Origin of the sequence: Polaromonas sp. JS666 (assembly GCF_900103405.1) — a bacterium.
In the GTDB taxonomy this organism is placed as follows: Bacteria; Pseudomonadota; Gammaproteobacteria; order Burkholderiales; family Burkholderiaceae_C; genus Polaromonas.
Genome location: NZ_FNHX01000007.1, coordinates 124,319 through 146,507 on the forward strand (window position 1 = coordinate 124,319; position 22,189 = coordinate 146,507).

At 65.5% G+C, this 22,189-nt stretch carries 24 protein-coding genes; 6 read left to right on the forward strand and 18 right to left on the reverse strand.

The features are described from left to right. Positions 1-17 precede the first annotated feature (17 nt). From BLQ85_RS17780 to BLQ85_RS17790, 3 genes are all read right to left on the reverse strand, one after another. Complete coding sequence (locus tag BLQ85_RS17780) at positions 18-1,274, reverse strand: glutamate-5-semialdehyde dehydrogenase (protein ID WP_371327308.1); 1,257 nt, start codon at positions 1,272-1,274, stop codon at positions 18-20. Between the two features lie 109 nt (positions 1,275-1,383). Next, positions 1,384-2,472: a DNA polymerase III subunit delta gene (gene holA, locus BLQ85_RS17785; protein ID WP_074578815.1), complete on the reverse strand. Its 1,089-nt coding sequence runs from the start codon at positions 2,470-2,472 to the stop codon at positions 1,384-1,386. 28 nt (positions 2,473-2,500) lie between these two features. Next, positions 2,501-2,923 carry an Lrp/AsnC family transcriptional regulator gene (locus BLQ85_RS17790; RefSeq protein ID WP_074578817.1) on the reverse strand — a complete coding sequence of 141 codons (423 nt, stop codon included), beginning with the start codon at positions 2,921-2,923 and terminating at the stop codon, positions 2,501-2,503. 138 nt (positions 2,924-3,061) lie between these two features. Here BLQ85_RS17790 and BLQ85_RS17795 point away from each other — a divergent pair, with 138 nt between their 5' ends. Both BLQ85_RS17795 and rocF read left to right on the forward strand, forming a co-directional pair. Next, positions 3,062-4,165: an ornithine cyclodeaminase gene (locus BLQ85_RS17795; protein WP_074578819.1), complete on the forward strand. Its 1,104-nt coding sequence runs from the start codon at positions 3,062-3,064 to the stop codon at positions 4,163-4,165. After that, positions 4,149-5,063, forward strand: a complete 915-nt coding sequence (rocF, locus tag BLQ85_RS17800; protein WP_074578821.1) for an arginase — start codon at positions 4,149-4,151, stop codon at positions 5,061-5,063. The genes BLQ85_RS17795 and rocF overlap by 17 nt, the downstream gene beginning before the upstream one ends. Positions 5,064-5,067: 4 nt before the next feature. On the opposite strand, the gene lptE is transcribed toward rocF, so the two are convergent. The 6 genes from lptE to BLQ85_RS17830 form a co-directional block, all read right to left on the reverse strand. Beyond that, the gene (gene lptE / locus BLQ85_RS17805; protein ID WP_074578823.1) at positions 5,068-5,574 is read right to left on the reverse strand and encodes an LPS-assembly lipoprotein LptE; all 507 of its coding nucleotides are present in this window, start codon (positions 5,572-5,574) and stop codon (positions 5,068-5,070) included. 29 nt (positions 5,575-5,603) lie between these two features. Beyond that, the gene (gene leuS, locus BLQ85_RS17810) at positions 5,604-8,228 is read right to left on the reverse strand and encodes a leucine--tRNA ligase (RefSeq protein ID WP_074578825.1); all 2,625 of its coding nucleotides are present in this window, start codon (positions 8,226-8,228) and stop codon (positions 5,604-5,606) included. Positions 8,229-8,327: 99 nt separating this feature from the next. After that, the gene (locus BLQ85_RS17815) at positions 8,328-8,762 is read right to left on the reverse strand and encodes an ExbD/TolR family protein (protein ID WP_074578827.1); all 435 of its coding nucleotides are present in this window, start codon (positions 8,760-8,762) and stop codon (positions 8,328-8,330) included. Between the two features lie 5 nt (positions 8,763-8,767). Continuing rightward, positions 8,768-9,409, reverse strand: a complete 642-nt coding sequence (locus BLQ85_RS17820; protein WP_074578829.1) for a MotA/TolQ/ExbB proton channel family protein — start codon at positions 9,407-9,409, stop codon at positions 8,768-8,770. Between the two features lie 39 nt (positions 9,410-9,448). Further along, positions 9,449-10,282, reverse strand: coding sequence for a 4-hydroxy-tetrahydrodipicolinate reductase (gene dapB, locus BLQ85_RS17825; RefSeq protein WP_074578831.1), 834 nt, complete (start codon positions 10,280-10,282; stop codon positions 9,449-9,451). Beyond that, positions 10,279-10,854, reverse strand: coding sequence for an outer membrane protein assembly factor BamE (locus BLQ85_RS17830; protein WP_074578833.1), 576 nt, complete (start codon positions 10,852-10,854; stop codon positions 10,279-10,281). Before BLQ85_RS17830 ends, dapB begins: the two co-directional genes overlap by 4 nt. A 125-nt stretch (positions 10,855-10,979) precedes the next feature. Between BLQ85_RS17830 and fur the strand changes: the two genes are divergently transcribed. Continuing rightward, entirely contained in the window at positions 10,980-11,435 is a 456-nt protein-coding gene (fur, locus tag BLQ85_RS17835) for a ferric iron uptake transcriptional regulator (RefSeq protein ID WP_074578836.1), read from the forward strand. Positions 11,436-11,600: 165 nt separating this feature from the next. Here the strand turns inward: fur and hprK are convergent, their stop codons facing one another. The 3 genes from hprK to hpf all read right to left on the reverse strand — a co-directional run bounded on the left by hprK (position 11,601) and on the right by hpf (position 13,608). Then, a complete protein-coding gene (gene hprK / locus BLQ85_RS17840; RefSeq protein ID WP_007872844.1) occupies positions 11,601-12,551 on the reverse strand; it encodes an HPr(Ser) kinase/phosphatase in 951 nt (316 codons plus the stop codon). A 36-nt stretch (positions 12,552-12,587) separates the two neighbouring features. After that, on the reverse strand, positions 12,588-13,061 hold the full coding sequence (locus tag BLQ85_RS17845) for a PTS sugar transporter subunit IIA (RefSeq protein WP_007872841.1): 474 nt from the start codon (positions 13,059-13,061) through the stop codon (positions 12,588-12,590). Between the two features lie 217 nt (positions 13,062-13,278). Next, on the reverse strand, positions 13,279-13,608 hold the full coding sequence (gene hpf, locus BLQ85_RS17850; protein ID WP_007872838.1) for a ribosome hibernation-promoting factor, HPF/YfiA family: 330 nt from the start codon (positions 13,606-13,608) through the stop codon (positions 13,279-13,281). 466 nt (positions 13,609-14,074) lie between these two features. Here hpf and BLQ85_RS17855 point away from each other — a divergent pair, with 466 nt between their 5' ends. Both BLQ85_RS17855 and corA read left to right on the forward strand, forming a co-directional pair. Then, positions 14,075-15,292 (forward strand): patatin-like phospholipase family protein, encoded by a 1,218-nt coding sequence (locus BLQ85_RS17855; protein WP_074578838.1) that lies wholly within the window; start codon positions 14,075-14,077, stop codon positions 15,290-15,292. A gap of 243 nt (positions 15,293-15,535) precedes the next feature. Beyond that, positions 15,536-16,522: a magnesium/cobalt transporter CorA gene (corA, locus tag BLQ85_RS17860; RefSeq protein WP_007872834.1), complete on the forward strand. Its 987-nt coding sequence runs from the start codon at positions 15,536-15,538 to the stop codon at positions 16,520-16,522. Between the two features lie 18 nt (positions 16,523-16,540). On the opposite strand, the gene BLQ85_RS17865 is transcribed toward corA, so the two are convergent. The 5 genes from BLQ85_RS17865 to BLQ85_RS17885 all read right to left on the reverse strand — a co-directional run bounded on the left by BLQ85_RS17865 (position 16,541) and on the right by BLQ85_RS17885 (position 19,623). Next, positions 16,541-17,014, reverse strand: a complete 474-nt coding sequence (locus tag BLQ85_RS17865) for an OsmC family protein (RefSeq protein WP_074578840.1) — start codon at positions 17,012-17,014, stop codon at positions 16,541-16,543. Positions 17,015-17,034: 20 nt separating this feature from the next. Further along, positions 17,035-17,967, reverse strand: coding sequence for an alpha/beta fold hydrolase (locus tag BLQ85_RS17870; protein WP_074578842.1), 933 nt, complete (start codon positions 17,965-17,967; stop codon positions 17,035-17,037). A 62-nt stretch (positions 17,968-18,029) separates the two neighbouring features. Continuing rightward, positions 18,030-18,521: a nuclear transport factor 2 family protein gene (locus BLQ85_RS17875; RefSeq protein WP_074578843.1), complete on the reverse strand. Its 492-nt coding sequence runs from the start codon at positions 18,519-18,521 to the stop codon at positions 18,030-18,032. Between the two features lie 83 nt (positions 18,522-18,604). Next, positions 18,605-19,105: a CinA family protein gene (locus BLQ85_RS17880; RefSeq protein ID WP_371327306.1), complete on the reverse strand. Its 501-nt coding sequence runs from the start codon at positions 19,103-19,105 to the stop codon at positions 18,605-18,607. After that, a complete protein-coding gene (locus BLQ85_RS17885) occupies positions 19,102-19,623 on the reverse strand; it encodes a phosphatidylglycerophosphatase A family protein (protein WP_074578845.1) in 522 nt (173 codons plus the stop codon). Before BLQ85_RS17885 ends, BLQ85_RS17880 begins: the two co-directional genes overlap by 4 nt. 107 nt (positions 19,624-19,730) lie before the next feature. Between BLQ85_RS17885 and BLQ85_RS17890 the strand changes: the two genes are divergently transcribed. Next, a complete protein-coding gene (locus tag BLQ85_RS17890) occupies positions 19,731-21,134 on the forward strand; it encodes an esterase-like activity of phytase family protein (RefSeq protein WP_074578847.1) in 1,404 nt (467 codons plus the stop codon). An 18-nt stretch (positions 21,135-21,152) separates the two neighbouring features. On the opposite strand, the gene BLQ85_RS17895 is transcribed toward BLQ85_RS17890, so the two are convergent. Further along, complete coding sequence (locus BLQ85_RS17895) at positions 21,153-22,097, reverse strand: LysR family transcriptional regulator (protein WP_083336904.1); 945 nt, start codon at positions 22,095-22,097, stop codon at positions 21,153-21,155. Between the last annotated feature and the right edge of the window lie 92 nt (positions 22,098-22,189).

Below are 22,189 nucleotides of genomic sequence, written 5' to 3' on the forward strand. Positions count from 1 at the left end.
CGCAGCCCGGCATGCCCTCAGGAGCGCACTTCGCCCTGTCCCAGCACCACATATTTGAGGGAGGTGAGTCCCTCTATGCCGACCGGCCCGCGCGCGTGGAACTTGTCGGTACTGATGCCGATTTCGGCGCCCAGGCCGAACTCGAAACCGTCGGCGAAGCGGGTGCTCGCATTCACCATGACGCTGGCCGAGTCCACCTCGCGCAGAAAGCGCTGGGCGTGCATGTGGTCGCGCGTGAGGATGGCGTCGGTGTGGTGGCTGGAGTAGTGGTTGATGTGGGCGATGGCTTCGTCAATCCCGTCCACCACCTTGATGCTGATGATGGGCGCCAGGTATTCCTCGTACCAGTCCTGCTCGGTCGCGGCCACAGTGTTGGCATTTTTCACGCCGGACAGGATGGCCAGCGCTTCGGGGTCGCAGCGCATCTCCACGCCCTTGGCGGCGTAAATCGTGCCGATTTTCGGCAGGAAGGCGGCGGCCACGCCGCGCGCCACCAGCAGGCCTTCGCTGGCGTTGCAGGGGCTGTATTTCTGCGTCTTGGCGTTGTCGGCCACTTTCACGGCCATCTCCAGGTCGCAGGGGTCGTCGACGTACACATGGCAGTTGCCGTCCAGGTGCTTGATGACGGGCACTTTGGCGTCACGGCTGATGCGTTCAATCAGGCCCTTGCCGCCGCGCGGGATGATGACGTCCACATACTGCGGCATGGCGATCAACTGGCCGACGGCCTCGCGATCGGTGGTGGGCACCAGCAGCACGGCGTCGGGCGGCAGGTCGGCGTCGGCCAGGGCTTGCTGCACCAGCGCGGCCAGCGCCTTGTTCGATTCGATGGCTTCCGAGCCGCCGCGCAGTATGCAGGCATTGCCGCTCTTGATCGCGAGCGAGGCGGCCTCTATCGTCACATTGGGCCGGCTTTCGTAAATCATGCCGAACACGCCAATGGGCACGCGCATCTGGCCCACGCGTATGCCGCTGGGCTGCTCCTTCATGCCGATGATGTCGCCGATCACGTCGGCCATCGCGGCCAGCTGTTCGCAGCCCTGGGCCACGGTGTCGAGGATCTTGGGCGTGAGCTTGAGCCGGTCCAGCAGGGGGCCGGCCAGGCCGGCGGTTGTGGCGCGTTCCAGGTCGCGCTGGTTGGCGGCTTCCAGCGCCGCCGTGTTTTTGCGCAGCGACTTGGCCAGGTTCAGCAGGGCTTTGTTCTTGGCGGCGGCCGGTGCGCGCGCGATCTCGGCCGAAGCCGCTTTGGCCCGGGAGCCCAGCAGTTCCATCATGCCAGCGACGTCGCCGGCGATATCGCTGGAAGAAGAAAGGGCTTGGTGGGAGTCGGGCGCGTTCATGAGGCCATTTTAGGCTTGCCGCAGGCCGCCGACGGCGCTGGGGCTATGCCTGCCTGGTACGCCCTTGCGTCGCGCATTGCTCGCAGACCATGCCGGCCAGCCGGTGCAGGGCCTGCCAGCCGTCGGCGGGCCAGTCGGGCTGCTTCAGGCCCTTGACGATGCCGTCGACCTTGTGGGCGGCATGCAGCAGGTTGGCCAGGGTGGTGTCGCCGATCTGCGGCAGCACGCGCTCGAACAGTTTTTCCTTGATGCCCCAGACGCGGTTTTCGCGCAGCGCCATGGGCATGGGCCGGCCGGCACTGATGGCGTCCTTTACGCGCTTCATGCTGCGGATGTCTTCGGCCAGCGCCCAGTGCACCAGCACTTCAGACTCGCCCTCGGACTGCAGGCCGTCCAGCATGCGCGCCACGCGCACCGCCTGGCCGCCCAGCACGGCTTCGGAGAGCTTGAAGACGTCGTAGCGTGCCACGTTGAGCACGGCATTTTCGACCTGGTCGAAGCTGAGGACGCCGTCGCTGCCACCGGACTGGGCCGGGTAGAGCAGGCCCAGCTTCTGGATTTCCTGGTGCGCCGCCAGCAGGTTGCCCTCGACCCGGTCGGCGAAAAACTGCAGCGTGCGCTGGCCTTCCTCGCCGGCGGCCACGCGCTGGCCCTGCTGCTGCAGGCGTTGGGCGATCCACTGCGGCAGGCTGCGCCTGTCTATCGGGTCGAATTTGACGGTGACGCCGAAGCTCTCAAGCGCACCGAACCAGGCGCCCTTGGCTGTCATGCTGTCCAGCCGCGGCAGCATGACCAAAGTGAGCGTGCTGTCGTCGCCCTGCGCGCGCTCGGCAATCTGTTGCAGCGCGACCGAGCCGTCCTTGCCGGGTTTGCCGCTGGGGATGCGGATCTCGACGATCTGCTTGTCGGCGAACAGGCTCAAGGAACCGCCGCTGGCCAGCACCTCGCTCCAGTCGAAATGCGCGCCGGCCACGGTGTGCACCGTGCGCTCGGTATAACCCTGCTCGCGCGCCGCGGCGCGCAGTGCGTCGGCGAACTCCTGCACCAGCAGCGGCTCGTCGCCGTGCAGGGTGTACAGGCTCTTCAAGCCGCGCTTGAGGTGTTCCTGGAGTTGGGCGGGGGCCAGATTCATGTCGGGGAGTTTAGCGGGCGTATCAGGGTCACAGCTTGGTGGTCGACAGCAGCAGGCTGGTTTCGGTATTGGCGATGCCCTCGAGCAGGCGTATGCGGCCCAGCACGCGGTCGAAGGCTTCCAGGCTGTCGGCCTGCAGCTCGGCCACCATGTCCCAGCGGCCGTTGGTGGTGTGCAGGGCGCTGACGGCCGGGTCGCCGCGCAGCGCGGCCAGCACCGCGTCGGTGCGGTTGCCCTCGACCGCCACCGTCATGAAGGCGCGTATGCGGTGGCCCTCGGCCTGGGGCTTGAGGCGCACCGTGTAACCCGTGATGGTGCCGTCGGTCTCCAGTCTGGCCAGCCGGTTCTGCACCGTGCCGCGCGAGACCCGCAGCACCTTGGCCAGCGAGGCGACGGAGGCCCGGGCGTTGTCGCGCAACAGGGACAGCAGTTGGCGGTCGGTATCGTCCATGGGTAGATTTTATTGGCGAAACGCCAATTTTGACTGGCTATTTGCTCAAACAACCGGGGAATTTGATCGGTTTACTGACTTTTCTTTGCCATGAGGGCTGCAGACAATGGAAATCAACACAAGACCGGGAGCCCCACCATGGTTGACTACATTGGCATTGAAAGCATCCAGAAAATCGTCCGCCAGCGCGGCGCCGCCGCCTTTATCGAAGGCCTGGCCGGCGAGATCGAGCATGACTACCGGCGCTGGAACGATTTTGACAAGTCGGCGCGCCACGCCATCCATTCGCCCGACGGCGTGATCGAACTGATGCCGACCAGCGACGGCCACCAGTATTCCTTTAAGTACGTCAACGGCCACCCCAAGAACACCGAACTGGGCCTGCTCACGGTCACCGCCTTCGGCGTGCTGGCCGACGTGGACACCGGCTACCCGCTGCTGCTGTCCGAGCTGACCATCACCACCGCGCTGCGCACCGCCGCCACCTCGGCCCTGGCCGCGAAATGGATGGCCAGGCCGGACAGCCGCGTCATGGCCCTCATCGGCAATGGCGCGCAAAGCGAGTTCCAGGCGATCGCCTTTCACCACATGCTGGGCATACGCGAGATGCGCCTTTTCGACATCGATGCCGCGGCCAGCGGCAAACTGGCGCGCAACCTGCACGCCATGGGGCTGCAGGGCTTGCGCGTGACGGTTTGCCGCTCGGCCGCCGAGGCCGTGCAAGGCGCCGACATCGTGACCACCATCACTGCCGACAAGCGCAATGCCGTGATCCTGACGCCGGAGATGGTCAAGCCCGGCATGCACCTGAACGCCGTGGGCGGCGATTGCCCCGGCAAGACCGAGCTGCACGCCGACATCCTGCTGCGCAAGGACGCCCGCGTGGTGGTCGAGTTCGAGCCGCAGTCGCGCATCGAAGGCGAGATCCAGCAAATGCCCGAGGATTTCAAGGTGGCCGAATTCGCCGACGTGCTCAAGGGCACGGCCGTGGGACGCGCATCGCCCGAAGAGGTCACGATTTTTGATTCGGTCGGTTTTGCGCTGGAGGACTATTCGGCCCTGCGCTACCTGCACAAGCTGCAGCTCGCCGACCCGGCCCTGCGCCGCCAGATCGACCTGGTGCCGCGCCTGGACAACCCCAAGGACCTGTTCGGCTTGCTGGCGCCGGCGGCAGCCCGTACAGTCAAGGTACCCCGTCCCGACACCATCCCTGAAATGGCCCTTGATGAGCATTCCCGTTGACCTGATAGGCGCGCCCACCGACATAGGCGCGGGCAGCCGCGGCGCGTCCATGGGCCCCGAGGCCCTGCGCGTGGCCGGCATCCGCGAGGCGCTGCATGCGCGCGGCCTGCAAGTGGCCGACACCGGCAACCTGGCCGGCCCGACCAATCCCTGGCTGCCGCCGGCCGACGGCTACCGCCACCTGGCGGAAGTGGTCGAATGGAACAAGGCCGTGCATGAGGCCATGTACCAGAGCCTGGCCGCCGGCCGCCTGCCCATCCTGCTGGGCGGCGACCATTGCCTGGGCATAGGTTCCATCAGCGCCGTGGCGCGCCACTGCCGCGCCAGCGGCAAAAAACTGCGCGTGCTCTGGCTGGACGCGCACACCGACTTCAACACCAACACCCTCACGCCCACCGGCAACGTGCACGGCATGCCGGTGGCCGTGCTGTGCGGCCACGGCCCGACCGAGCTCACCGGCATAGGCGGCGCCACGCCGGCCATGAGCCCCTCGGCGATACGGCAGATCGGCATACGCAGTGTGGACGAAGGCGAAAAGCGCTTTGTGCGCCAGGAGGGGCTGGAGGTCTTCGACATGCGCTACATCGACGAGATGGGCATGCGCCACACCATGGAAAAAGCCCTGGCCGGCATGGATCCCGACACGCACCTGCACGTGAGTTTCGACGTGGACTTCCTCGACCCGTCCATCGCGCCCGGGGTGGACACCGCCATCAAGGGCGGGCCGACCTACCGCGAGGCCCAGTTGTGCATGGAAATGATCGCCGACACCGGCCTGCTGGGCTCGTTGGACGTGATGGAACTCAACCCGGCGCTGGATGTGCGCAACGGCACGGCCGAAGTCGCGGTGGACCTGATCGAGAGCCTGTTCGGCAAGAGCACGCTGATGCGGGCCTGAGGCCCTAAAGCTCCGTCACGGCCGCCAGGCGGCGCATGATTTGCTGGACCACGTCGCTTTGCATGTCGCGGTACAGCATGTTTTCTTCGGCTTCCTTGGCCAGCACGGCGGACTCGTTGAAGCTGATGTCGCGCTGCTGCAGGATTTCGGAGTCGGGAATCAATTCCTTGCCCGCCAGCGTGCGCAACCTGAAGCGAAAACGCAGCCGCAGCTGGAATTCGCGCACCTGGCCCGAGGTATTGGTGCTGAGCACCACCTTCTCGCGCTGGTCGCTCAGCACGTCCAGGATCACCTGCGCCTCGTTGAGGCGGCGGGGGTCGGAGATCACTTCCACCTTGTGGGTGGCTTGCAGGGATCTTCTGAGTTCCACGCCCAGCGGCGAGCTTTCGCCCAGGGAAGAAAAAAGCGTGCTGAAGGCGAAGTTGGGCGCCTTGCGCAGGGCGAAACCGCAACCGCCCAGTGTGAGGGCGGCGGCGCTGGCCGACAGGGAAAGGAATGCGCGACGCTGCATGGGCTTGCCTTCTTTGCGTTGAAACGGTCTCAGATGACGATGTTGACCAGGCGGCCGGGCACCACGATCACTTTTTTGGCGGGTGCGCCCGCGGCCTGCTTGATGAAGGCTTCCGACGCCAGCGCGGCCGCCTCGATGGCGGCCTTGTCGGCGCCGGCCGGCACCGTGACCGCGCCGCGCAGCTTGCCGTTGATCTGCAGCACCAGTTCGATCTCGTCCTGCTGCAGGGCGGCTGCGTCCACCTGCGGCCAGGGCGCGTCGAGCAGCTCGCCGTGCTGTGCGGCATAACCGAGCTGCGACCACAGCGCGTGCGCCAGGTGGGGCGTCGCCGGGTACAGGCAGCGCAGCAGGATGCCGAAGCCCTCGCGCAGGGCGGCGTCCGAGCCCGCGGAGGCCGCGCCCTTGAAGTCTTCCAGCGCGTTGAGCAGCTTCATGTTGCCCGACACCACGGTGTTGTACTGCATGCGCTGGTAGTCGTAGTCGATCTGCTTGAGCACCGTGTGGATTTCCAGGCGCAAGGCCTTGGTGTCCTTGTCGAACGCGGGCGTGCCGCCCTCGGGCTGCTTGCCGGCGCCGAGCTTGACGCCGAAGTTCCAGACGCGGCGCAGGAAGCGGTAGGAGCCCTCGAGCGCGGCGTCGTTCCACTCCAGGGTGGTGTCCGGCGGCGCGGTGAACATGGTGTAGAGCCGGGCGGTGTCCGCGCCGTACTTTTCGATCAGGTCCTGCGGGTCGACGCCGTTGTTCTTGGACTTGGACATGGTGGTCCAGCCCTCGTAGGGCACCGGCAGGCCGTCGGCCTTGGCGGTGGCGGAGAGCACCTTGGCGTGCTCGTCGCGCACGATGTCGAGCTCGTGCGCCCAGAAGTACTGCTTGCCGGTGGTGGTGCGCGCGAAGGCCTCGTTGAGCACCATGCCCTGCGTGAGCAGCTTGGTGAAGGGCTCGTCGACCTTCACCAGCCCCAAGTCGCGCATGACCTTGGTCCAGAAACGCGCATAAAGCAGATGCAGGATGGCGTGTTCGATGCCGCCTATGTACTGGTCCATGGGCATCCAGTAGTTGGCGCCTTCGGCCACCATCTTCTGGGCGTTCTTGGGATCACAGTAGCGCATGAAGTACCAGGACGAGTCGACAAAGGTGTCCATGGTGTCGGTCTCGCGGCGCCCGGGTTTGCCGCAGACGGGGCAGACCACGCCGGCGTGAAAGCCCGCATGCTTGTGCAGCGGGTTGCCGGAGCCGTCGGGCACGCAGTCCTGCGGCAACACCACGGGCAGGTCTTTTTCCGGCACCGGCACGGCGCCGTGCTCCTCGCAGTGGATGATGGGAATGGGCGTTCCCCAGTAGCGCTGGCGGCTCACGCCCCAGTCGCGCAGGCGCCAGGTGGTTTTTTTCTCGCCCAGGCCCTTGGCCGCGAGGTCGGCGGCGACGGCTTCGACGGCCGCCTTGAAGGACAAGCCGTCGTACTTGCCGGAATTGATGGTGGTGCCCTGCTGCTTGTCGCCGTACCAGTCGGCCCAGGCGTCCAGGCTGTAGGCCTGGCCCTTGACGTCGACCACCTGCTTGATGGGCAGGCTGTATTTTTTGGCGAACTCGAAGTCGCGCTCGTCATGCGCGGGAACGCCCATGACGGCGCCGTCGCCGTAGCTCATCAGCACATAGTTGCCGACCCAGATTTCGACCTTGCCGCCGGTGAGCGGGTGCGTGACGAAAAGGCCCGTGGGCACGCCTTTCTTTTCCTGCGTGGCGAGTTCGGCTTCCGTGGTGCCGCCGGCCTTGCTTTCCTCGATGAAGGCCGCGACCTTGGGGCTGGAAGCCGCCGCGTGCAGGGCCAGCGGGTGCTCGGGCGCCACGGCGCAGAAGGTCACGCCCATGATGGTGTCGGCGCGCGTGGTGAAGACGTACATCTTTCCGTCGCCGATCAGCTTGCCGGAGGCATCCTGGATGTCGTGCGTGAAGGCAAAGCGCACGCCTTCGCTTTTGCCTATCCAGTTTTCCTGCATGAGCTTGACGCGCTCAGGCCAGCCGGGCAGCTTGTGGCTGACGCTGTCGAGCAGCTCTTCGGCGTAGGCCGTGATCTTGAGGTAGTAGCCGGGGATTTCGCGCTTTTCCACGGTGGCGCCGGTGCGCCAGCCTTTGCCGTCAATGACCTGTTCGTTGGCCAGCACGGTCTGGTCGACCGGGTCCCAGTTCACGACCTGGGTCTTGCGGTAGGCAATGCCTTTTTCCAGCATCTTCAGGAACAGCCACTGGTTCCACTTGTAGTAGTCCGGGTCGCAGGTGGCGACCTCACGGCTCCAGTCGATGGCCAGCCCCATCGCCTGCATCTGCTTTTTCATGTAGGCGATGTTGTCGTAGGTCCACCGGGCCGGCGGCACGCCGTTTTTCATGGCGGCATTTTCGGCCGGCAGGCCGAAGGCGTCCCAGCCCATGGGCATCAGCACGTTGTAGCCCTTCATGCGCAGGTGGCGCGTGAGCATGTCGTTGATGGTGTAGTTGCGCACGTGGCCCATGTGCAGCTTGCCGCTGGGGTAGGGCAGCATGGAGCAGGCGTAGTATTTCTTGCGGCCTGCATCCTCCGTCACGCGGTAGGCGTCGGCGGCGGTCCAGTGGGCTTGAGCGTCACGCTCAACGTCGAGATGGTTGTATTTGTCTTGCATGGAGAACCGGGAAGGCGGAAAACGGAACAGGAAACAGGGGAAAAGGCCGGGCGGCGCGTGCCGTTGCCGGGAATCCCCGATTTTAGGGGCAGGGCTGTTTTAGCGCGGTGCGGCTGAAGCGGCAGGGTTGTCGGCCACAAAGCCTATGCGGTTGAGCCCGGCTTTTTGCGCCAGGCCCATCACCTGCACCACCTTGCCATAGGGCACACCCTCGTCGGCCCGCAGCTGGACCTCGGTCTCGGGGCTCTGGGCGGCGGTCTCACGCAGCCGGCCCGCGAGTTCGTCGGTGTTCAGGGGTTTGTCGTTCAGGAAAGCCTGGCCGGACTTGTCGATCACCAGCGTGACGAATTTCGGGGCGTCGGCCGGCTTGGCGGCCTCGGTCTTGGGCAGGTCCAGCCGTATGCTGCTGGCCAGCAGGGGCGCGGTGATGATGAAGATGACCACCAGCACCAGCATCACGTCCACCAGCGGCGTGACGTTGATCTCGCTCATGGGCTGCGGGCCCTGGGTGCGCTCAAGCCGTCCGAAAGCCATGGTCGTCAGGCCTTGTGCGCCAAAAGCTCGCGCAAATCGCGCGCGAAGCCTTCAAGATCGGCTTCGATGCGGCCTATGGAGCGGCCGAAGATGTTGTAGGCCAGCACGGCCGGGATGGCCACGGCCAGGCCGGCTGCCGTCATGATCAGGGCCTCGCCGACGGGGCCGGAAACCTTGTCGATGGTGATCTGGCCGGCCGAGGCGATGCCGACCAGCGCGTGGTAAATACCCCAGACCGTGCCCAGCAGCCCCACAAAAGGCGCGGTGGAGCCGACGGTGGCCAGCAGCACCTGGCCGAATTGCAGCTTGTGCAGCACGGCATGCAGCGCGTCGCGCAGCACGCGGGTCAGTTGCTGGGACTTGTCGCCCGCCGTGGCCAGCGTGCCGGCGGCCGGGAGCCTGGTCGCGGCGATCAGCGGCAGCACCAGCGCTTCGCGGTCGAAGGCGGCGACTTTTTCACCGGCCTGCTCCACCGAGGCCGATTGCCAGAAGGCCGCGGTGCTGCGGGCCACGTCGCCGGCGGCGCGCTGAAGCAGCCAGCTTTTCCAGAGGATCACGACCCAGCTCGCCACTGACATGGCCAGCAGCAGAACGGCCACCAGCTGGCTGACGATGCCGCCTTGGGTCATGAGGCTCAGGAAATCCATGTGGGTCACACCTTTGAGTTGCCGCGGCCCGGACCGCGCTTATTTTTTCAGGCCCAGCACGTCGAACATGTCGAAAAGGCCGGTGGCGTGCCCGTCCAGGAAACGGGTGGCGCGCAGGCTGCCCTGGGCATAGTTGCTGCGGCTGGACGACTTGTGGCTGATTTCGATGCGTTCGCCGGTGCCCAGGAACATCACGGTGTGGTCGCCCACCACGTCGCCGCCGCGCACGGCGGAAAAGCCTATGGACCGCGGGTCGCGCTCGCCCGTCACGCCTTCGCGGGCGTAGACGCCGCAGTCCTTCAGGTCGCGGCCCAGTGCGCCGGCGATGACCTCGCCCATCTTGAGCGCGGTGCCGGAAGGCGCGTCAACCTTGTGGCGGTGGTGGGCTTCGACGATTTCGATGTCGTAGCCGGTGGACAGGGCCTGGGCCGCCATTTCGAGCAGCTTGAGCGTGACGTTGACGCCCACGCTCATATTGGGCGCCATGACGATGGCGATATCCTTGGCGGCGGCGGCGATTTCGGCTTTCTGCGCATCGGAGAAGCCGGTGGTGCCTATGACCAGCTTGACGCCCATCTCGCGGCAGGCCGCCAGGTGGGCCAGCGTGCCTTCGGGGCGGGTGAAGTCGATCAGCACGCGGGAGTCTTTCAATCCCTGGCGTATATCGGCGCTGATGGCGACGCCGCTGGCGCGGCCGGTGAACGCGGCGGCGTCGGCGCCTATGGCCGGGCTGGAGGCCTGGTCAAGCGCGCCGGTCAGCTGGCAGTCGGTGCTGGTGTTGATCGCCTCGATCAGCATCTGGCCCATGCGGCCGCTGGCGCCCGCCACCGCGACCCGGTGACGGCGGGCCTGGTTGGCAACCGCCTCGCTCACTGTTTCGGGCTTTCGAGGGGAGGGTAGCTCGCGGCCGGCGCGCCGGCGGGCACGCTCGCGGAGGTCGCGGCGGCGCTGTCCGCTGCCGGCTTGGATTTTCCGGCGGCCTTGACCAGCTGCTCTTCGGTGGCTTCGAGCACGGGCACCTCGCCCAGCTTGCGCCGGTTGCCCAGCTTGGCGATGAATTCGGTTTCGCTCGGCATGGCGTCACCTTCAAAACGTTCCAGCTGGTCGTTCTTGAAGTAAACGGTGTATTTGTAGGACTGGGGTTCCACGCCTTGCCGTTTCAGGGTGAAGACGTAATCCCAGCGGTCGGCGTGGAACAGGCTGGCCATCAGCGGCGTGCCCAGCGTGGCCTTGACCTGGTCGCGCGTCATGCCGGCCTTGAGCTGCTCGACCTGCTCCTTGGACACGAAGTTGCCCTGGATCACGTCGACTTTGTAGGGGGTGACCCAGTTGATCGGATTGACGGAGCTGGCGCTCATGCCGCGCAGGCTGCTGCAGGACGCCAGCACCGTGCAAGCCAGGAGCAGGAAAGCGGTTCGGGCGCCGTAACGATGATTTGCAGGCATGGCTGACATAGTAAGGGGGTGTAGCGATATGATTGTTCATTGTAGCGGCTGGGGGCCCCCGGCCGGCATCCGCCCGGACGGGCCGCATTGCCGCTTTACACCGGTTTTACCCAGAGAGTTTCCCCATGAGCAACATTGACGAGCTGAAAAACACGGGTTTGAAGGCCACGCTGCCGCGCCTGAAGATCCTGGAAATTTTTCAGGCGGGCAAACAGCGCCATATGACGGCCGAAGACGTGTTCCGGGTGCTGCTTGAAGAACGTTCGGACATCGGCCTGGCCACCGTCTACCGGGTGCTGACCCAGTTCGAGCAGGCCGGCCTGCTCAACCGCAGCAATTTCGAGTCCGGCAAGGCGGTTTACGAGATCAACGAAGGCCAGCACCACGACCACCTGGTGTGCCTGGACTGCGGCAAGGTCGAGGAGTTCTACGACGCCGAGATCGAAAAACGCCAGCAGTCGGTCGCCAAGTCCAAAGGCTTCGCCATCGCCGACCACTCCCTGTCCATTTACGCCAACTGTACCAAGGACAAATGCCCCAACCGCAGCACCGGCACGCCGGTCAGGCATCACCATTCTTGAGGGTTTAGAGGGCGTCTATAAAACGGGGGAATGCCGCGCGGCGTAGAAGGTGTGAAGAAACCGTAGCGAGCGGCCCGAGGTCGCGTCGAGAACCGGAGCCGTACACCCGTACGGCGAGGATCGCAGGCGCGAGATCGGGACGCGCAGTAGGTTTATTCGCACCTTCTAGTCGTCTTGTTCCATGGCGCGGCGGTGCCTTTCGACGAATTCCTGGTAAGTATTGATGCCGCGCAGCTGCAAAATCGCATTGCGCACCGCGGCCTCGACCAGCACGGCGATGTTGCGGCCGGCCTCCACCTGGATGATGACCTTGCGCACGGGTATGCCCAGCACGTCCTGCGTCAGCGGCTCGTAGGGAATGCGTTCGTAGTCGCGCTCCAGCGTCTCGCGGCGCACCAGGTGCACGATCAGCTTCAGGCGCATCTTGCGGCGCACGGCCGTCTCGCCAAAAATCGCCTTGATGTCGAGCAGGCCTATGCCGCGCACCTCGAGCAGGTTTTGCAGCAGCTCGGGGCAGCGCCCCTCTATCGTGGTCTGGTTGATGCGGTACAGGTCCACCGCGTCGTCGGCCACCAGGCCGTGGCCGCGCGAAATCAACTCCAGGCCCAGCTCGCTTTTGCCCAGGCCCGACTCGCCGGTGATCATCACGCCCATGCCCAGGATGTCCATGAACACGCCGTGCATGGAGGTGCGGTCGGCGAAATGCTTGGACAGATAGGCCCTGAGCACGTCGATCACGAAGGCGGCCGACTCCGGCGTGGAAAACATCGGCAGCTGCGCGCGCTCGCACATGGACAGCAGCGTGTCGGGCGCCACCTGGCCGTCGGCCACGACCAGCACCGGCGGCTCCAGCGTGATGATGCGGGATATGCGGCGGGCGCAGTCCTCGGGGCTGGCGTTGGTCAGGTAGGCGACCTCGCGTTCGCCCAGAATCTGCACGCGGTAGGGATGGATGTAGTTGAGGTAGCCGACCAGGTCGGCGCCGGAGCGGGCGGCCCGCACGGCGACTTCGTCGAAGCGCCGCTCGGAGGCGCCCAGGCCGGCGACCCATTCCCATTTCAGGGAGGCGCGGTGGTCTTCAAATAAAACGTCGGCGCTGACAACGGTGGGCTTCATGCCGGCCTGTGATACGGGAAAAGAGCCCGGAGCGGGCTAGGAGCTGACTTCGTGGACCGAGTGCCAGGAAGCGATCAGGTGGTGCAGTCCAGCGGCATCGGTGCTGGTCTTGAGCTGCTCGCGCAAGGTGCTGTCGCTGAGCAGTTCGGCGATTTCCGAGAGGATCTCGAGGTGTTTTTGCGTGGCGGCTTCGGGTACCAGCAGGAAGATCAGCAGGGCCACGGCCTGTTCGTCCGGCGCGTCGAAGCCGATCGGCGATTGCAGCAGGAATACCGCCGCCATGGGGGCCTTGAGCCCCTTGATGCGGCCGTGCGGAATCGCCACCCCATGGCCGAGCCCGGTCGAGCCCAGGCGTTCACGGGCGAACAGGCTGTCGGTGATCAGCGCGCGGTTCAGGCCGTGCTGATTCTCGAACAGCAGCCCGGCTTCTTCGAAAGCACGCTTTTTGCTGGTCGCTTCGACGCTGACCAGCACTTGGGAGGGGGGCAAAATTTGCGAAAGACGGTTCATAACAATCTTTTAGTCGCCGAATTATGCACTTTGCAGCGGGTTTGCTGGGAAAAGAGGCATAAAAAAGCCGCTTGAGCCTTCAAGCGGCTTTTTTCATGCAACTTGCGCAAACCCGGTGCCGGTCGCCAAGGCGGAGTCTCCAATCGGGCCGCGTTGGGAACAGCGCGCCCCCTTGGCAGGGCTGCGCACCAGCTCGGGCAAAAAACGGGTAGGCCCTTCAGGCCTGGCGCTTGGCGGCAACGTGGTGGTGATCCTGGGTTCTGGTTTTGTAGCGTCCGACCTGGCGGTCCAGCTTGTCGGTCAACTCGTCTACGGCGGCGTAAAGATCAGCGTGGGAACTCTCGGCGAACAGGTCGCGGCCCTTGACATGCACATTGCACTCGGCCCGCTGGCGTCTTTCCTTTTCTTTCATGTTGTCCACTGTCAACAGGACTTTTACGTCCACTACCTGGTCGAAATGCCGGGTAATCCGATCCAGCTTGCTGGTCACATAGCCGCGCAGCGCGGGGGTGACTTCAAGATGGTGACCGCTGATCGTCAAGTTCATAAAGAGACTCCTTTTCCAATGTTGGAGCTGGGTTTGAAAACACCACCCGGCCCGTGAGGGGAGGGCGGCAGACGGGGACAACGCTCTTGGATTTACTATGCGCCCGAAGGCCGTCAATTGCAACCGGGCTTGCAATAAATAATGAAACCTTCTGAAAATCCCCTTGACCGGTATGGCGCCGCGTTCGCCAGGCCTGCCGGGGCGCCGCTTCCGCGGGTGCGGCAAGCGCTTGATTTCGCAGGCTTTTTGCGGCCGGAACCCTGCGTGGAGGGATAGCAGGCTTGCAGGAAATCCACGCGGGCGGCATCATGCGGACAAGGTTCACGCTGGCTGCTGCGGGCCGAAACAAGGGCCCATCCAGGACCGGGCCGCTGTATGCCGGGCTGCAGGAAAACCATAACAACAGGCCTCTTCACGACCATGCACCGCCTGCTCTTCCCCTGTTCGCCTTCGACCCGGCCCGGCCATGTCGCTTGAGACCATTATTTCCTCCGCCTTGACCCGGCCCGACGAGGACCGCAATGCGCTGGTGCTCATGGGCGGCGGGGCGCGCACCGCCTACCAGGCCGGCGTGCTGCACGCGCTGTCAACCATGTTGAGCCTGCAGGGCGGCGCGGCCGGCGAGCGTTTTCCCTTCAACATCCTGGTGGGCACCTCGGCCGGCGCGCTCAATGCCGCCTTCCTGGCGAGCCGCGCCGGCGAGGGCCTGCAGGCCTTTGCCCAGCTGGCGGCCTTCTGGACCACACTGCGCTCCTCGCATGTCTACAAACTCAAGGTGCCGGCCTGGATACGCTCGAGCCGCATCGCCGCGGCGCTGTTTCTGTCGCAGCAGGTGCGGGCGCAGCAGGCGCTGCTGGACAACACGCCGCTGGTGGACACCTTGCACCGCGCCATCTCGCTGGGCCGCATCGAGCAGGCCCTGCAGGACAGGACGCTGCGCGCCGTGGCCGTCACGGCTTCGAGCTACAGCAGCGGCGTGCACTGGACCTTCTGCCAGATGGCGGCGGGCCGGCAGTCCGACCTGTGGAGCCGGCCCGGGCGCCGCGCCGAATTCCAGCCCATCACCATCGAGCACCTGATGGCCTCCAGCGCCATCCCCTTTCTCTTTCCAGCCACGCCGCTGTGGGTGGACGGCCATCCCGAGTTCTTCGGCGACGGCTCCATGCGCCAGAGTTCGCCGCTGTCGCCCGCGCTGCACCTGGGTGCCGGCAAGGTGCTGGTGATAGGCGTGGGCCAGCCCGAACGCGCCGGCTTTGTGGGTGGCGGCAACGGCGCCAACGTCACCGGCCGGCCTTCGCTGGGCGCGATTGCGGGCCATGCCATGGCCAGCGTTTTCCAGGACACGCTGCAGGCCGACGTGGAGCAAGCGCAGCGTGTCAGCAAGACCGTGCGCCAGATGCCGCGCGAAATCGCGGCCATCATGCCCTACCGGCCGGTGGATATCCTGGCGATCGCGCCTTCGCAGTCGCTGGACGCACTGGCGCAGGCCCATGCGTCCGAGCTGCCCGCTGCGACCTACAACGCCCTGGCGGGCCTGGGCGCGCTGGGCGCCAAGGGCAGCCCCGGCGGTGCCGCGCTGGCCAGCTACCTGCTGTTTGAGCCGGGTTTTGTGAAGGCGTTGATGGCGCTGGGCGAGCGCGATGCCTATGCGCGCAAGGACGAGCTCATCGCCTTTTTTATGTAGTCCGCAAGATGGCTAACCCGGACCTGAAATGCCATAATCGCCGCTGTTCAATTACGGAGAAATCCTTGGAAAGCAGCCCTAGTCGCTAGCTTTCAACACCGCAGACTGACGCAGGCTTGCAAAGGCTCATGCTCAAAAGGGGGTTGAAAGCGATGCACCATCCCACCGCCCCTTTACCGCGCTTTGCGCAAGGCCCGAGCGCAGGCCTTGTGTGCAGCCCCCTGAACCGATAGGCAGTCAGTCATGCTCAATATTTTCACGCTCGCCAACGGCCGGCTTTTCCAGGAAGAAATCGAATCCCTGGAAGAACTCTCCAGGTTCCAGCCCATCTGGGTGGACCTGGAATCCCCCACCCTCGAAGAAAAACGCTGGATCAAGCAGTACTACGGCCTGTCCATCCCCGAAGACGCGATGGACGAGGACATCGAGGAGTCGGCGCGCTTTTACGAGGAAGACAACGGCGAGCTGCACATACGCTCGGACTTCCTGATCGCCGACGACGCCGAGCCGCGCACCGTGCGCGTGGCCTTCATCCTGAACCTGGTCAACGACGACCTCAAGAGCAAGGGCGTGCTGTTCTCCATCCACGACGAGGACGTGCCGGTGTTCCGGCTGCTGCGCATGCGCGCGCGCCGCGCCCCCGGCCTGATCGAGGACGCCAAGGAAGTGCTGCTCAAGCTGTTCGACGCCGACGCCGAATACTCGGCCGACACGCTGGAGGGCATTTACGTCGAGCTCGAGAAAGTCAGCACCCAGGTACTGTCGGGCGACGTGACCGACGCGCTGGCCGGCGAAGTGCTGGGCAGCATCGCCCGCCACGAGGACTTGAACGGCCGCATACGCCGCAACATGATGGACACGCGCCGCGCCGTCAGCTTCATGATGCGCAGCAAGATGCTCAACGCCGAGCAATTCGAGGAGGCGCGGCAGATCCTGCGCGACATCGACTCGCTGGATTCGCACACCGCCTTCCTGTTCGACAAGATCAACTTCCTGATGGACGCCACGGTCGGTTTCATCAACATCAACCAGAACAAGATCATCAAGATCTTCTCGGTGGCCAGCGTCGCGCTGCTGCCGCCCACGCTGATCGCCAGCGTCTACGGCATGAACTTCAAGCTCATGCCCGAGCTCGACTGGTCGCTGGGCTACCCCTACGCCATCCTGCTGATGGTGGCCAGCGCCGTCGTGCCCATGTGGTACTTCAGGAAGCGCGGCTGGCTGAAGTAGCCGCCGCGCCGCGGCCGTTCACGCGTCGCCGTAGACCGGCTCGCAGCGCACCTCGGTCTTCACCGAGTTGGCGATAAAGCAGGCCTCGTGCGCGTCGTGGTGCATCTTGGCCAGCTCTTCGCGGCTGGGCTGGTGTTCGCCGGAAAAACTCACCTCGGGATACAGGGTGACCACGGTCATGGCCACCTTGCCTTCCGCGTTCTTTTCCATGACGCCGACCGCCGCGTCGAAGTAGCGGTCCACGCGGAACTTGCGTTTGACGGCCATGGTCAGGAACCACAGCATGTGGCAGCTCGACAGCGCGGACACAAAAGCCTCTTCCGGGTCCAGCGCCGACGCGTCGGACATCGGCAGCGGCACGACGCTGGGCGAGGATGAGCCGGGCACCTCCAGGCCGCCGTCAAAGCGCAGCAGGTGGCGGCGGCTGTAGCGGTTGTCCAGGAAGTTGGCGTCCTTGCGTTCCCACAAGGTTTGTGCGGTGTAGTGCGACATGTTCGAAGGCCCGGAATGGATCAGTGGAAGAAGTTGCGCAGCGCCCGCGCGGTGGCCTCGGGCTGCTCTTCGGGAATGAAATGCCCGGCCGCCATGGCCTGGCCGGCTACTTCGCCGCTGCACTGCGCTCGCCATAGCGCCAGCGGGTCGAACAGGCGGTGCACCACACCGCGCTCGCCCCACAGCACCAGCAGCTCGCAGGCCAGCTTCAGGCCCTGCGCGCGCCCGTCGCGGTCGTGTTCCAGGTCTACGCCGGCGCTGGCGCGGTAGTCCTCGCAGGCGGCGTGCAGCGCTTCGGCATTGCAAAAGCTGCGCTCGTATTCGGCCAGCGCCCGCGGCTCGATGTAGTTCAGCCCGGCGCTGCCCCAGCCGCCCAGCTTGGCGTGCAGATAGGCCTTGGCGGTTTCCGGGTGGTTGGCGCCCATCATGATCTCGGGCAGCGGCGCGGGCTGCAGCATGTGGAACCAGTGGTAGTAGGCGCGGGCAAAGGCCATATAGGGTTCGGTCATGCTGCGGCCCTCGTACATGTCGAGCGTGGGCGCGATGTCGATGATGCAGAGCTTGGCCACACGCGCGGCGTGGTCCAGCGCCAGCCGATGCGCCACACGCCCGCCGCGGTCGTGGCCGCACAGAAAGAAGCGGTTCACACCCAACGCGTCCATGACGCCAATCATGTCGTGCGCCATGTTGCGTTTGCTGTAGTTGCTGTGGTCGGGCAGGCCCGCCGTCTTGGAGGAGTCGCCGTAGCCGCGCAGGTCGGGCATGACCAGGAAATAGTCGCCAGCCAGGCGCTGGGCCACGCGGTGCCACATCACATGCGACTGCGGAAAGCCGTGCAGCAGCAACAGGGCCGGGCGTACCGGGTCGCCGGGCACCACACGGGAGACCCGCGCATTGATGGATGCGCCGTTCACTTCGAAATTGCGCAGCTCAAACCCGTCAAACCAGCTCATGGAGCCTCCCGGTGAGATTCAACTCTTGCGTTGGGCTAGCGTCGCACTCCGCATGCCCTGTCTCAGGCGGGACGCGACGCCAGATATTTTTGCAGATTCGCGGCCGCCTGGGCCCGCACTTTGTTACGCAGAAAAGGCGTCCAGCCCAGCAGCAGGCCGGGCGCGCCCAGCGCCTGGCGCGACCAGGCCCAGAAATCAAAGCGGTCGCGGTGGCGGCTGATGAGTCCCTGTTCATTGAACTCGAACTGGCCGTCGATGACGTTGTGCACCATGCGTCCGGTGGTGCTGAAGCGGTAGTCGGCCTCCCAGTGCGCTTTGCCGGCCCGCGCGTCGGCCTCAATACCGCTGTAGGACAGCTTCCAGACGTCGGCGCCCTTGGCCTTGGTCACGTCGCAGAGCATGTGCCACATGCCGGTGACCTCCTTGTGGCCGCGCAGCGAGAAGGCCTCGTCGTCGAACTGGGCATCGGGCGCGTAGCAGGCGGCCATGGCGTCCGAGTCGAGGCGGGTGAAGGACGCGTAGAAATTTTCGAGGGTGATCTGGTTGGGGTGCATGCTGTCTCCTGGTCGGCAATGTCGGTGAGGGTCGGGTCCGCGAACTCTATAGCGGCCGGCGCGGGGCGGGCGTCACTCAGGCGTCAGCCGGCCTCTTGCGGCACTTCCGGCTCTTGCAGCAACTCCAGCAGCCGCCGCAGCGCATGCGCCGCCGTGGCGCCGCGCACCGCGGCCCGGTCGCCGTCAAAGCGCCGCACTTCCGACACCAGCCGCCCCGGCAGCGCGAAGCCAAACCATACCGTACCCACGGGTTTGGCGGCGCTACCGCCCGTCGGGCCGGCCACCCCCGTCACTGCCACGGACACGTGCGCGCGCGAATGCGCCAGCGCACCGGAAGCCATGGCACACGCCACTTCCTCGCTGACCGCACCGTGGCGAGCAATCAGCGGGGCCGGGACGCCCAGCAATTCCGTCTTGGCTTCGTTGGAATAGGTGACAAAGCCGCGCTCAAACCAGTTGCTGGAGCCGGCCAGGTCGGTGCAGGCCGCCGAAATCATGCCGCCGGTACAGCTTTCGGCGGTGGCCAGCATGCGGCCCTGGGCCTGCAGCAAGGCCGCGAGCTGTTCAGCCAACGCGCTGCTCACCAGAACCTCCAGAGCGCGATCACCAGCAGCGTGCAAAACGCCGCCACGAAGTCGTCAAACAGGATGCCGAAGCCGCCACGGTAGTTAAAGCCCTTGAAGGCCTGGTCGGCCCAGGCCACGGGGCCGGGTTTGACGGCGTCAAAAAAGCGGAACAGCCCGAACGCGGCCAGCTGGGCCCCGAAGTCCGCGGGCATCACCAGCCACAGCACCAGCCAGAAGGCCACGACCTCGTCCCAGACGATGCTGCCCGGGTCCAGCACTTTCATGGCCTTGGCCGTCACGGTGCAGGCCCACCAGCCGGCCAGCGTGGAGGCGGCGATCAGCCAGCCCATCTCGGCCGGCGTGAGCCACTGCTGCAGCACCAGGAAGGCCAGCCAGGCCCAAAGCGTGCCGGCCGTGCCGGGCGCGACCGGGCTCAGGCCGGCGCCAAAGCCCAGCGCAATGAAATGCGCGGGGTGCGTCAGCAGGAATTTCGCGGTGGGCCGGAAAGCGGGCGGCGGCGTGGTGGTGTCGGTCATGTGTGGGGTGGGCAGCGAATGCCCCGGGGCAGTGGCTGATTTTGTCACAGCGGTTTCACACGCGGCCGGCACAGTCCTGCGATTCACCAGACAAGAGGGAATTCGGGATGAGCAAACACAAACAGGTGTTGAACAGGATGAACGCCTTGACCCTGGCCGCCGCCTGCGCGCTGTGCCTGGCGGCCGGCAGCGGTCGCGCCCAGACGGCGCCGGCCGTAGAGGCCGTGCTGGCGGGCCATGCGGCCCTGGGCGCCGACGCCTCGGTGGCGGCGCCGCGCGATGCGGGGCCCTTTTTTGCCACGGCGGGCAAATTCGCCAATGCCAAACGCCAGCGCAACGAGCAACTCGGCAGCGAAAGCGCCAACACCTTTGTCGGCGACCCCAAATACCCGCGCGCCTCCGGTGGCGCGCTGCCCATGAAGGGCCAGTCAGTGCAGGGGTTTTCGGGCATTGTCTCCCTGGGCAAGGGCGAATTCCTGGCGCTGACCGACAACGGCTTCGGCAACAAGGTCAACTCGCAGGACGCGCTGCTGATGGTGCACCGGCTGTCCGTCGACTGGGGCAAGGGCCGGGTCCTGCGCCGCGGCACGACCTTTCTGAGCGACCCCCACAAGCGCATTCCTTTCCACATCCAGAACGAAAACACCTCGCGGCGCTACCTCACGGGCATTGATTTCGACCCCGAATCCCTGCAAGTGGTGGGCAATGAGTGGTGGATAGGCGACGAGTACGGCCCCTACCTGCTGCGCACCGACTTCCAGGGCCGGGTCCTGGGTGTGATCGAAACCGTCATCAAGGGCAAGCTGCTGGCCTCGCCCGACCACTATATGCAGGGCCGCCTGCCCAACCTGCCCGGCGAGGCCTTGTTCGAGGTGCGGCGCTCCAACGGCTTTGAGGGCATGGCCAGATCACCCGACGGCAGCAAGCTCTATCCCATGTTTGAAGGCCCGCTGTTCGACACCACGGCCAAAAGCGTCGAGAAATCCGGCGACAAGACCTATGTGCGCATCAACGAGGTGGACGTTGCCTCGGGCGGCTACACCGGCAAGCAGTGGAAATACCTGCTCGAGGAAGTGGGCAATGTCGCGGCCGATTTCCAGCTGCTGGACGCCACGACCGGCCTGGTAATAGAGCGCGACGACAGCACCGAAGGCCAGGCGCCGGCCTGTCCGGGTGAAGCGCGCACCGATTGCTTTACGCGGCCCGCGCGTTTCAAGCGCGTCTACAAGATAGACCTGGCGGCCGCCGATACCGATGGTTTTGTGCGCAAGGTGGCTTATATCGACCTGACCCGCATCGCCAACCCGCAACGCCTCGCGAAGCTGGGGCCCAATGAAGCGATGTTTTCGCTGCCGCACCTGGGCCCCGAAGGCCTGGCGATTGTCGACGCCACCCACATCGTGCTGGTCAACGACAACAATTTTCCGTATTCATCGGGCCGTGAAATCGGCAAGCCCGATGCCAATGAGCTGACCCTGCTGGATATTCGCGCGCTGGTCGAAGCCAAATAGGCCGGCTAAGCGCGCGGGTCAGCCGGCGGTCGGGCCGCCCACCAGGTCTCTTTCGTGGCTGAACCACTCGGCCCAGTAGTCGATACAGGCGCGGATCTTCGGCAGCCGGTGGCGCCCGCCCAGCGTCACGGCATGAATGGGCACGGGCTGCTCGTCGACAAAGCCCGGCAATACCGGCACCAGCAGGCCGCGCCGCACCAGGGGCTCGGCCGCCAGCATGGCAAAGCGCGCAATGCCCAGGCCCTGCAGGGCCAGCTGGCTGGTCGTGCCGGTGGAGTCGGCACGCCAATGGCCGTCCGCCGTGATCACCACGGGCTGGCCGTCGATGATGAAGGGCCAGCGGTTGAGCGTGGTCGCGCCGCTGTTGCTGATCAGGCGGTGCCGGCCCAGGTCGTCAGGGTGCTCGGGCGTGCCTTGGGCCGCAAGATAAGCCGGCGTGGCGTACAGCCGTCGCCCATGCGTGCCAATCTGGCGCATCACCGTGTTCTCGTTGGTGTGCGTGCCGCTGCGGATCGCGATGTCGACACCGTCGCGCACCATGTCCACCAGGCGGTCGTCCACCTTGAGTTCCACACGAACCTGCGGATGGCGCCGGCTCAGCCCTTCAAGGCTGGGCACCAGCAGGTACTCGGCCATCACGGTGCTGGCCGCCACCCGCACCCAGCCGCTGGCCTCGCCGCTCTGGCTGGCGAACTCGCCTTCCAGGTCGTCCAGTGTCTGTGTCATGCGCCGGCAATAGCCGAGAAAAGTCTCTCCCTCGGGCGTGAGGGTCAGCGCATGCGTGCTGCGCTGTACCAGCCGCGCATTGCAGGTTTTTTCGATGCGGGCAATGGCGCGGGATACCTGGCTGACCGGCACGCCGCGCGCACGCGCCACGGCCGAGAAGCTGCCCAGTTCGGCCACGCGCGCAAACAGGTGCATGTCGTCAAAGTTCAGGTCGCGCATGCCGGCCATATTACCCATCGCCGGGCTTTTTTGTTTTGCGCCTGGCGCAAGACGCATTTGCGCCGCGGGTGGTTTCCGGCGGCGGCGGTTTTGCGCACAGTGGAGCCGTA

Coding starts and splice junctions, on each gene's coding strand:
- BLQ85_RS17780 (WP_371327308.1), bottom strand. CDS start 1,274: ATGATGGAACTGCTGGGCTCCCGGGCCAAAGCGGCTTCGGCCGAGATC.
- holA (WP_074578815.1), bottom strand. CDS start 2,472: ATGAATCTGGCCCCCGCCCAACTCCAGGAACACCTCAAGCGCGGCTTG.
- BLQ85_RS17790 (WP_074578817.1), bottom strand. CDS start 2,923: ATGGACGATACCGACCGCCAACTGCTGTCCCTGTTGCGCGACAACGCC.
- BLQ85_RS17795 (WP_074578819.1), top strand. CDS start 3,062: ATGGTTGACTACATTGGCATTGAAAGCATCCAGAAAATCGTCCGCCAG.
- rocF (WP_074578821.1), top strand. CDS start 4,149: ATGAGCATTCCCGTTGACCTGATAGGCGCGCCCACCGACATAGGCGCG.
- lptE (WP_074578823.1), bottom strand. CDS start 5,574: ATGCAGCGTCGCGCATTCCTTTCCCTGTCGGCCAGCGCCGCCGCCCTC.
- leuS (WP_074578825.1), bottom strand. CDS start 8,228: ATGCAAGACAAATACAACCATCTCGACGTTGAGCGTGACGCTCAAGCC.
- BLQ85_RS17815 (WP_074578827.1), bottom strand. CDS start 8,762: ATGGCTTTCGGACGGCTTGAGCGCACCCAGGGCCCGCAGCCCATGAGC.
- BLQ85_RS17820 (WP_074578829.1), bottom strand. CDS start 9,409: ATGGATTTCCTGAGCCTCATGACCCAAGGCGGCATCGTCAGCCAGCTG.
- BLQ85_RS17830 (WP_074578833.1), bottom strand. CDS start 10,854: ATGCCTGCAAATCATCGTTACGGCGCCCGAACCGCTTTCCTGCTCCTG.
- fur (WP_074578836.1), top strand. CDS start 10,980: ATGAGCAACATTGACGAGCTGAAAAACACGGGTTTGAAGGCCACGCTG.
- hprK (WP_007872844.1), bottom strand. CDS start 12,551: ATGAAGCCCACCGTTGTCAGCGCCGACGTTTTATTTGAAGACCACCGC.
- BLQ85_RS17845 (WP_007872841.1), bottom strand. CDS start 13,061: ATGAACCGTCTTTCGCAAATTTTGCCCCCCTCCCAAGTGCTGGTCAGC.
- hpf (WP_007872838.1), bottom strand. CDS start 13,608: ATGAACTTGACGATCAGCGGTCACCATCTTGAAGTCACCCCCGCGCTG.
- BLQ85_RS17855 (WP_074578838.1), top strand. CDS start 14,075: ATGTCGCTTGAGACCATTATTTCCTCCGCCTTGACCCGGCCCGACGAG.
- corA (WP_007872834.1), top strand. CDS start 15,536: ATGCTCAATATTTTCACGCTCGCCAACGGCCGGCTTTTCCAGGAAGAA.
- BLQ85_RS17865 (WP_074578840.1), bottom strand. CDS start 17,014: ATGTCGCACTACACCGCACAAACCTTGTGGGAACGCAAGGACGCCAAC.
- BLQ85_RS17870 (WP_074578842.1), bottom strand. CDS start 17,967: ATGAGCTGGTTTGACGGGTTTGAGCTGCGCAATTTCGAAGTGAACGGC.
- BLQ85_RS17875 (WP_074578843.1), bottom strand. CDS start 18,521: ATGCACCCCAACCAGATCACCCTCGAAAATTTCTACGCGTCCTTCACC.
- BLQ85_RS17885 (WP_074578845.1), bottom strand. CDS start 19,623: ATGACCGACACCACCACGCCGCCGCCCGCTTTCCGGCCCACCGCGAAA.
- BLQ85_RS17890 (WP_074578847.1), top strand. CDS start 19,731: ATGAGCAAACACAAACAGGTGTTGAACAGGATGAACGCCTTGACCCTG.
- BLQ85_RS17895 (WP_083336904.1), bottom strand. CDS start 22,097: ATGGGTAATATGGCCGGCATGCGCGACCTGAACTTTGACGACATGCAC.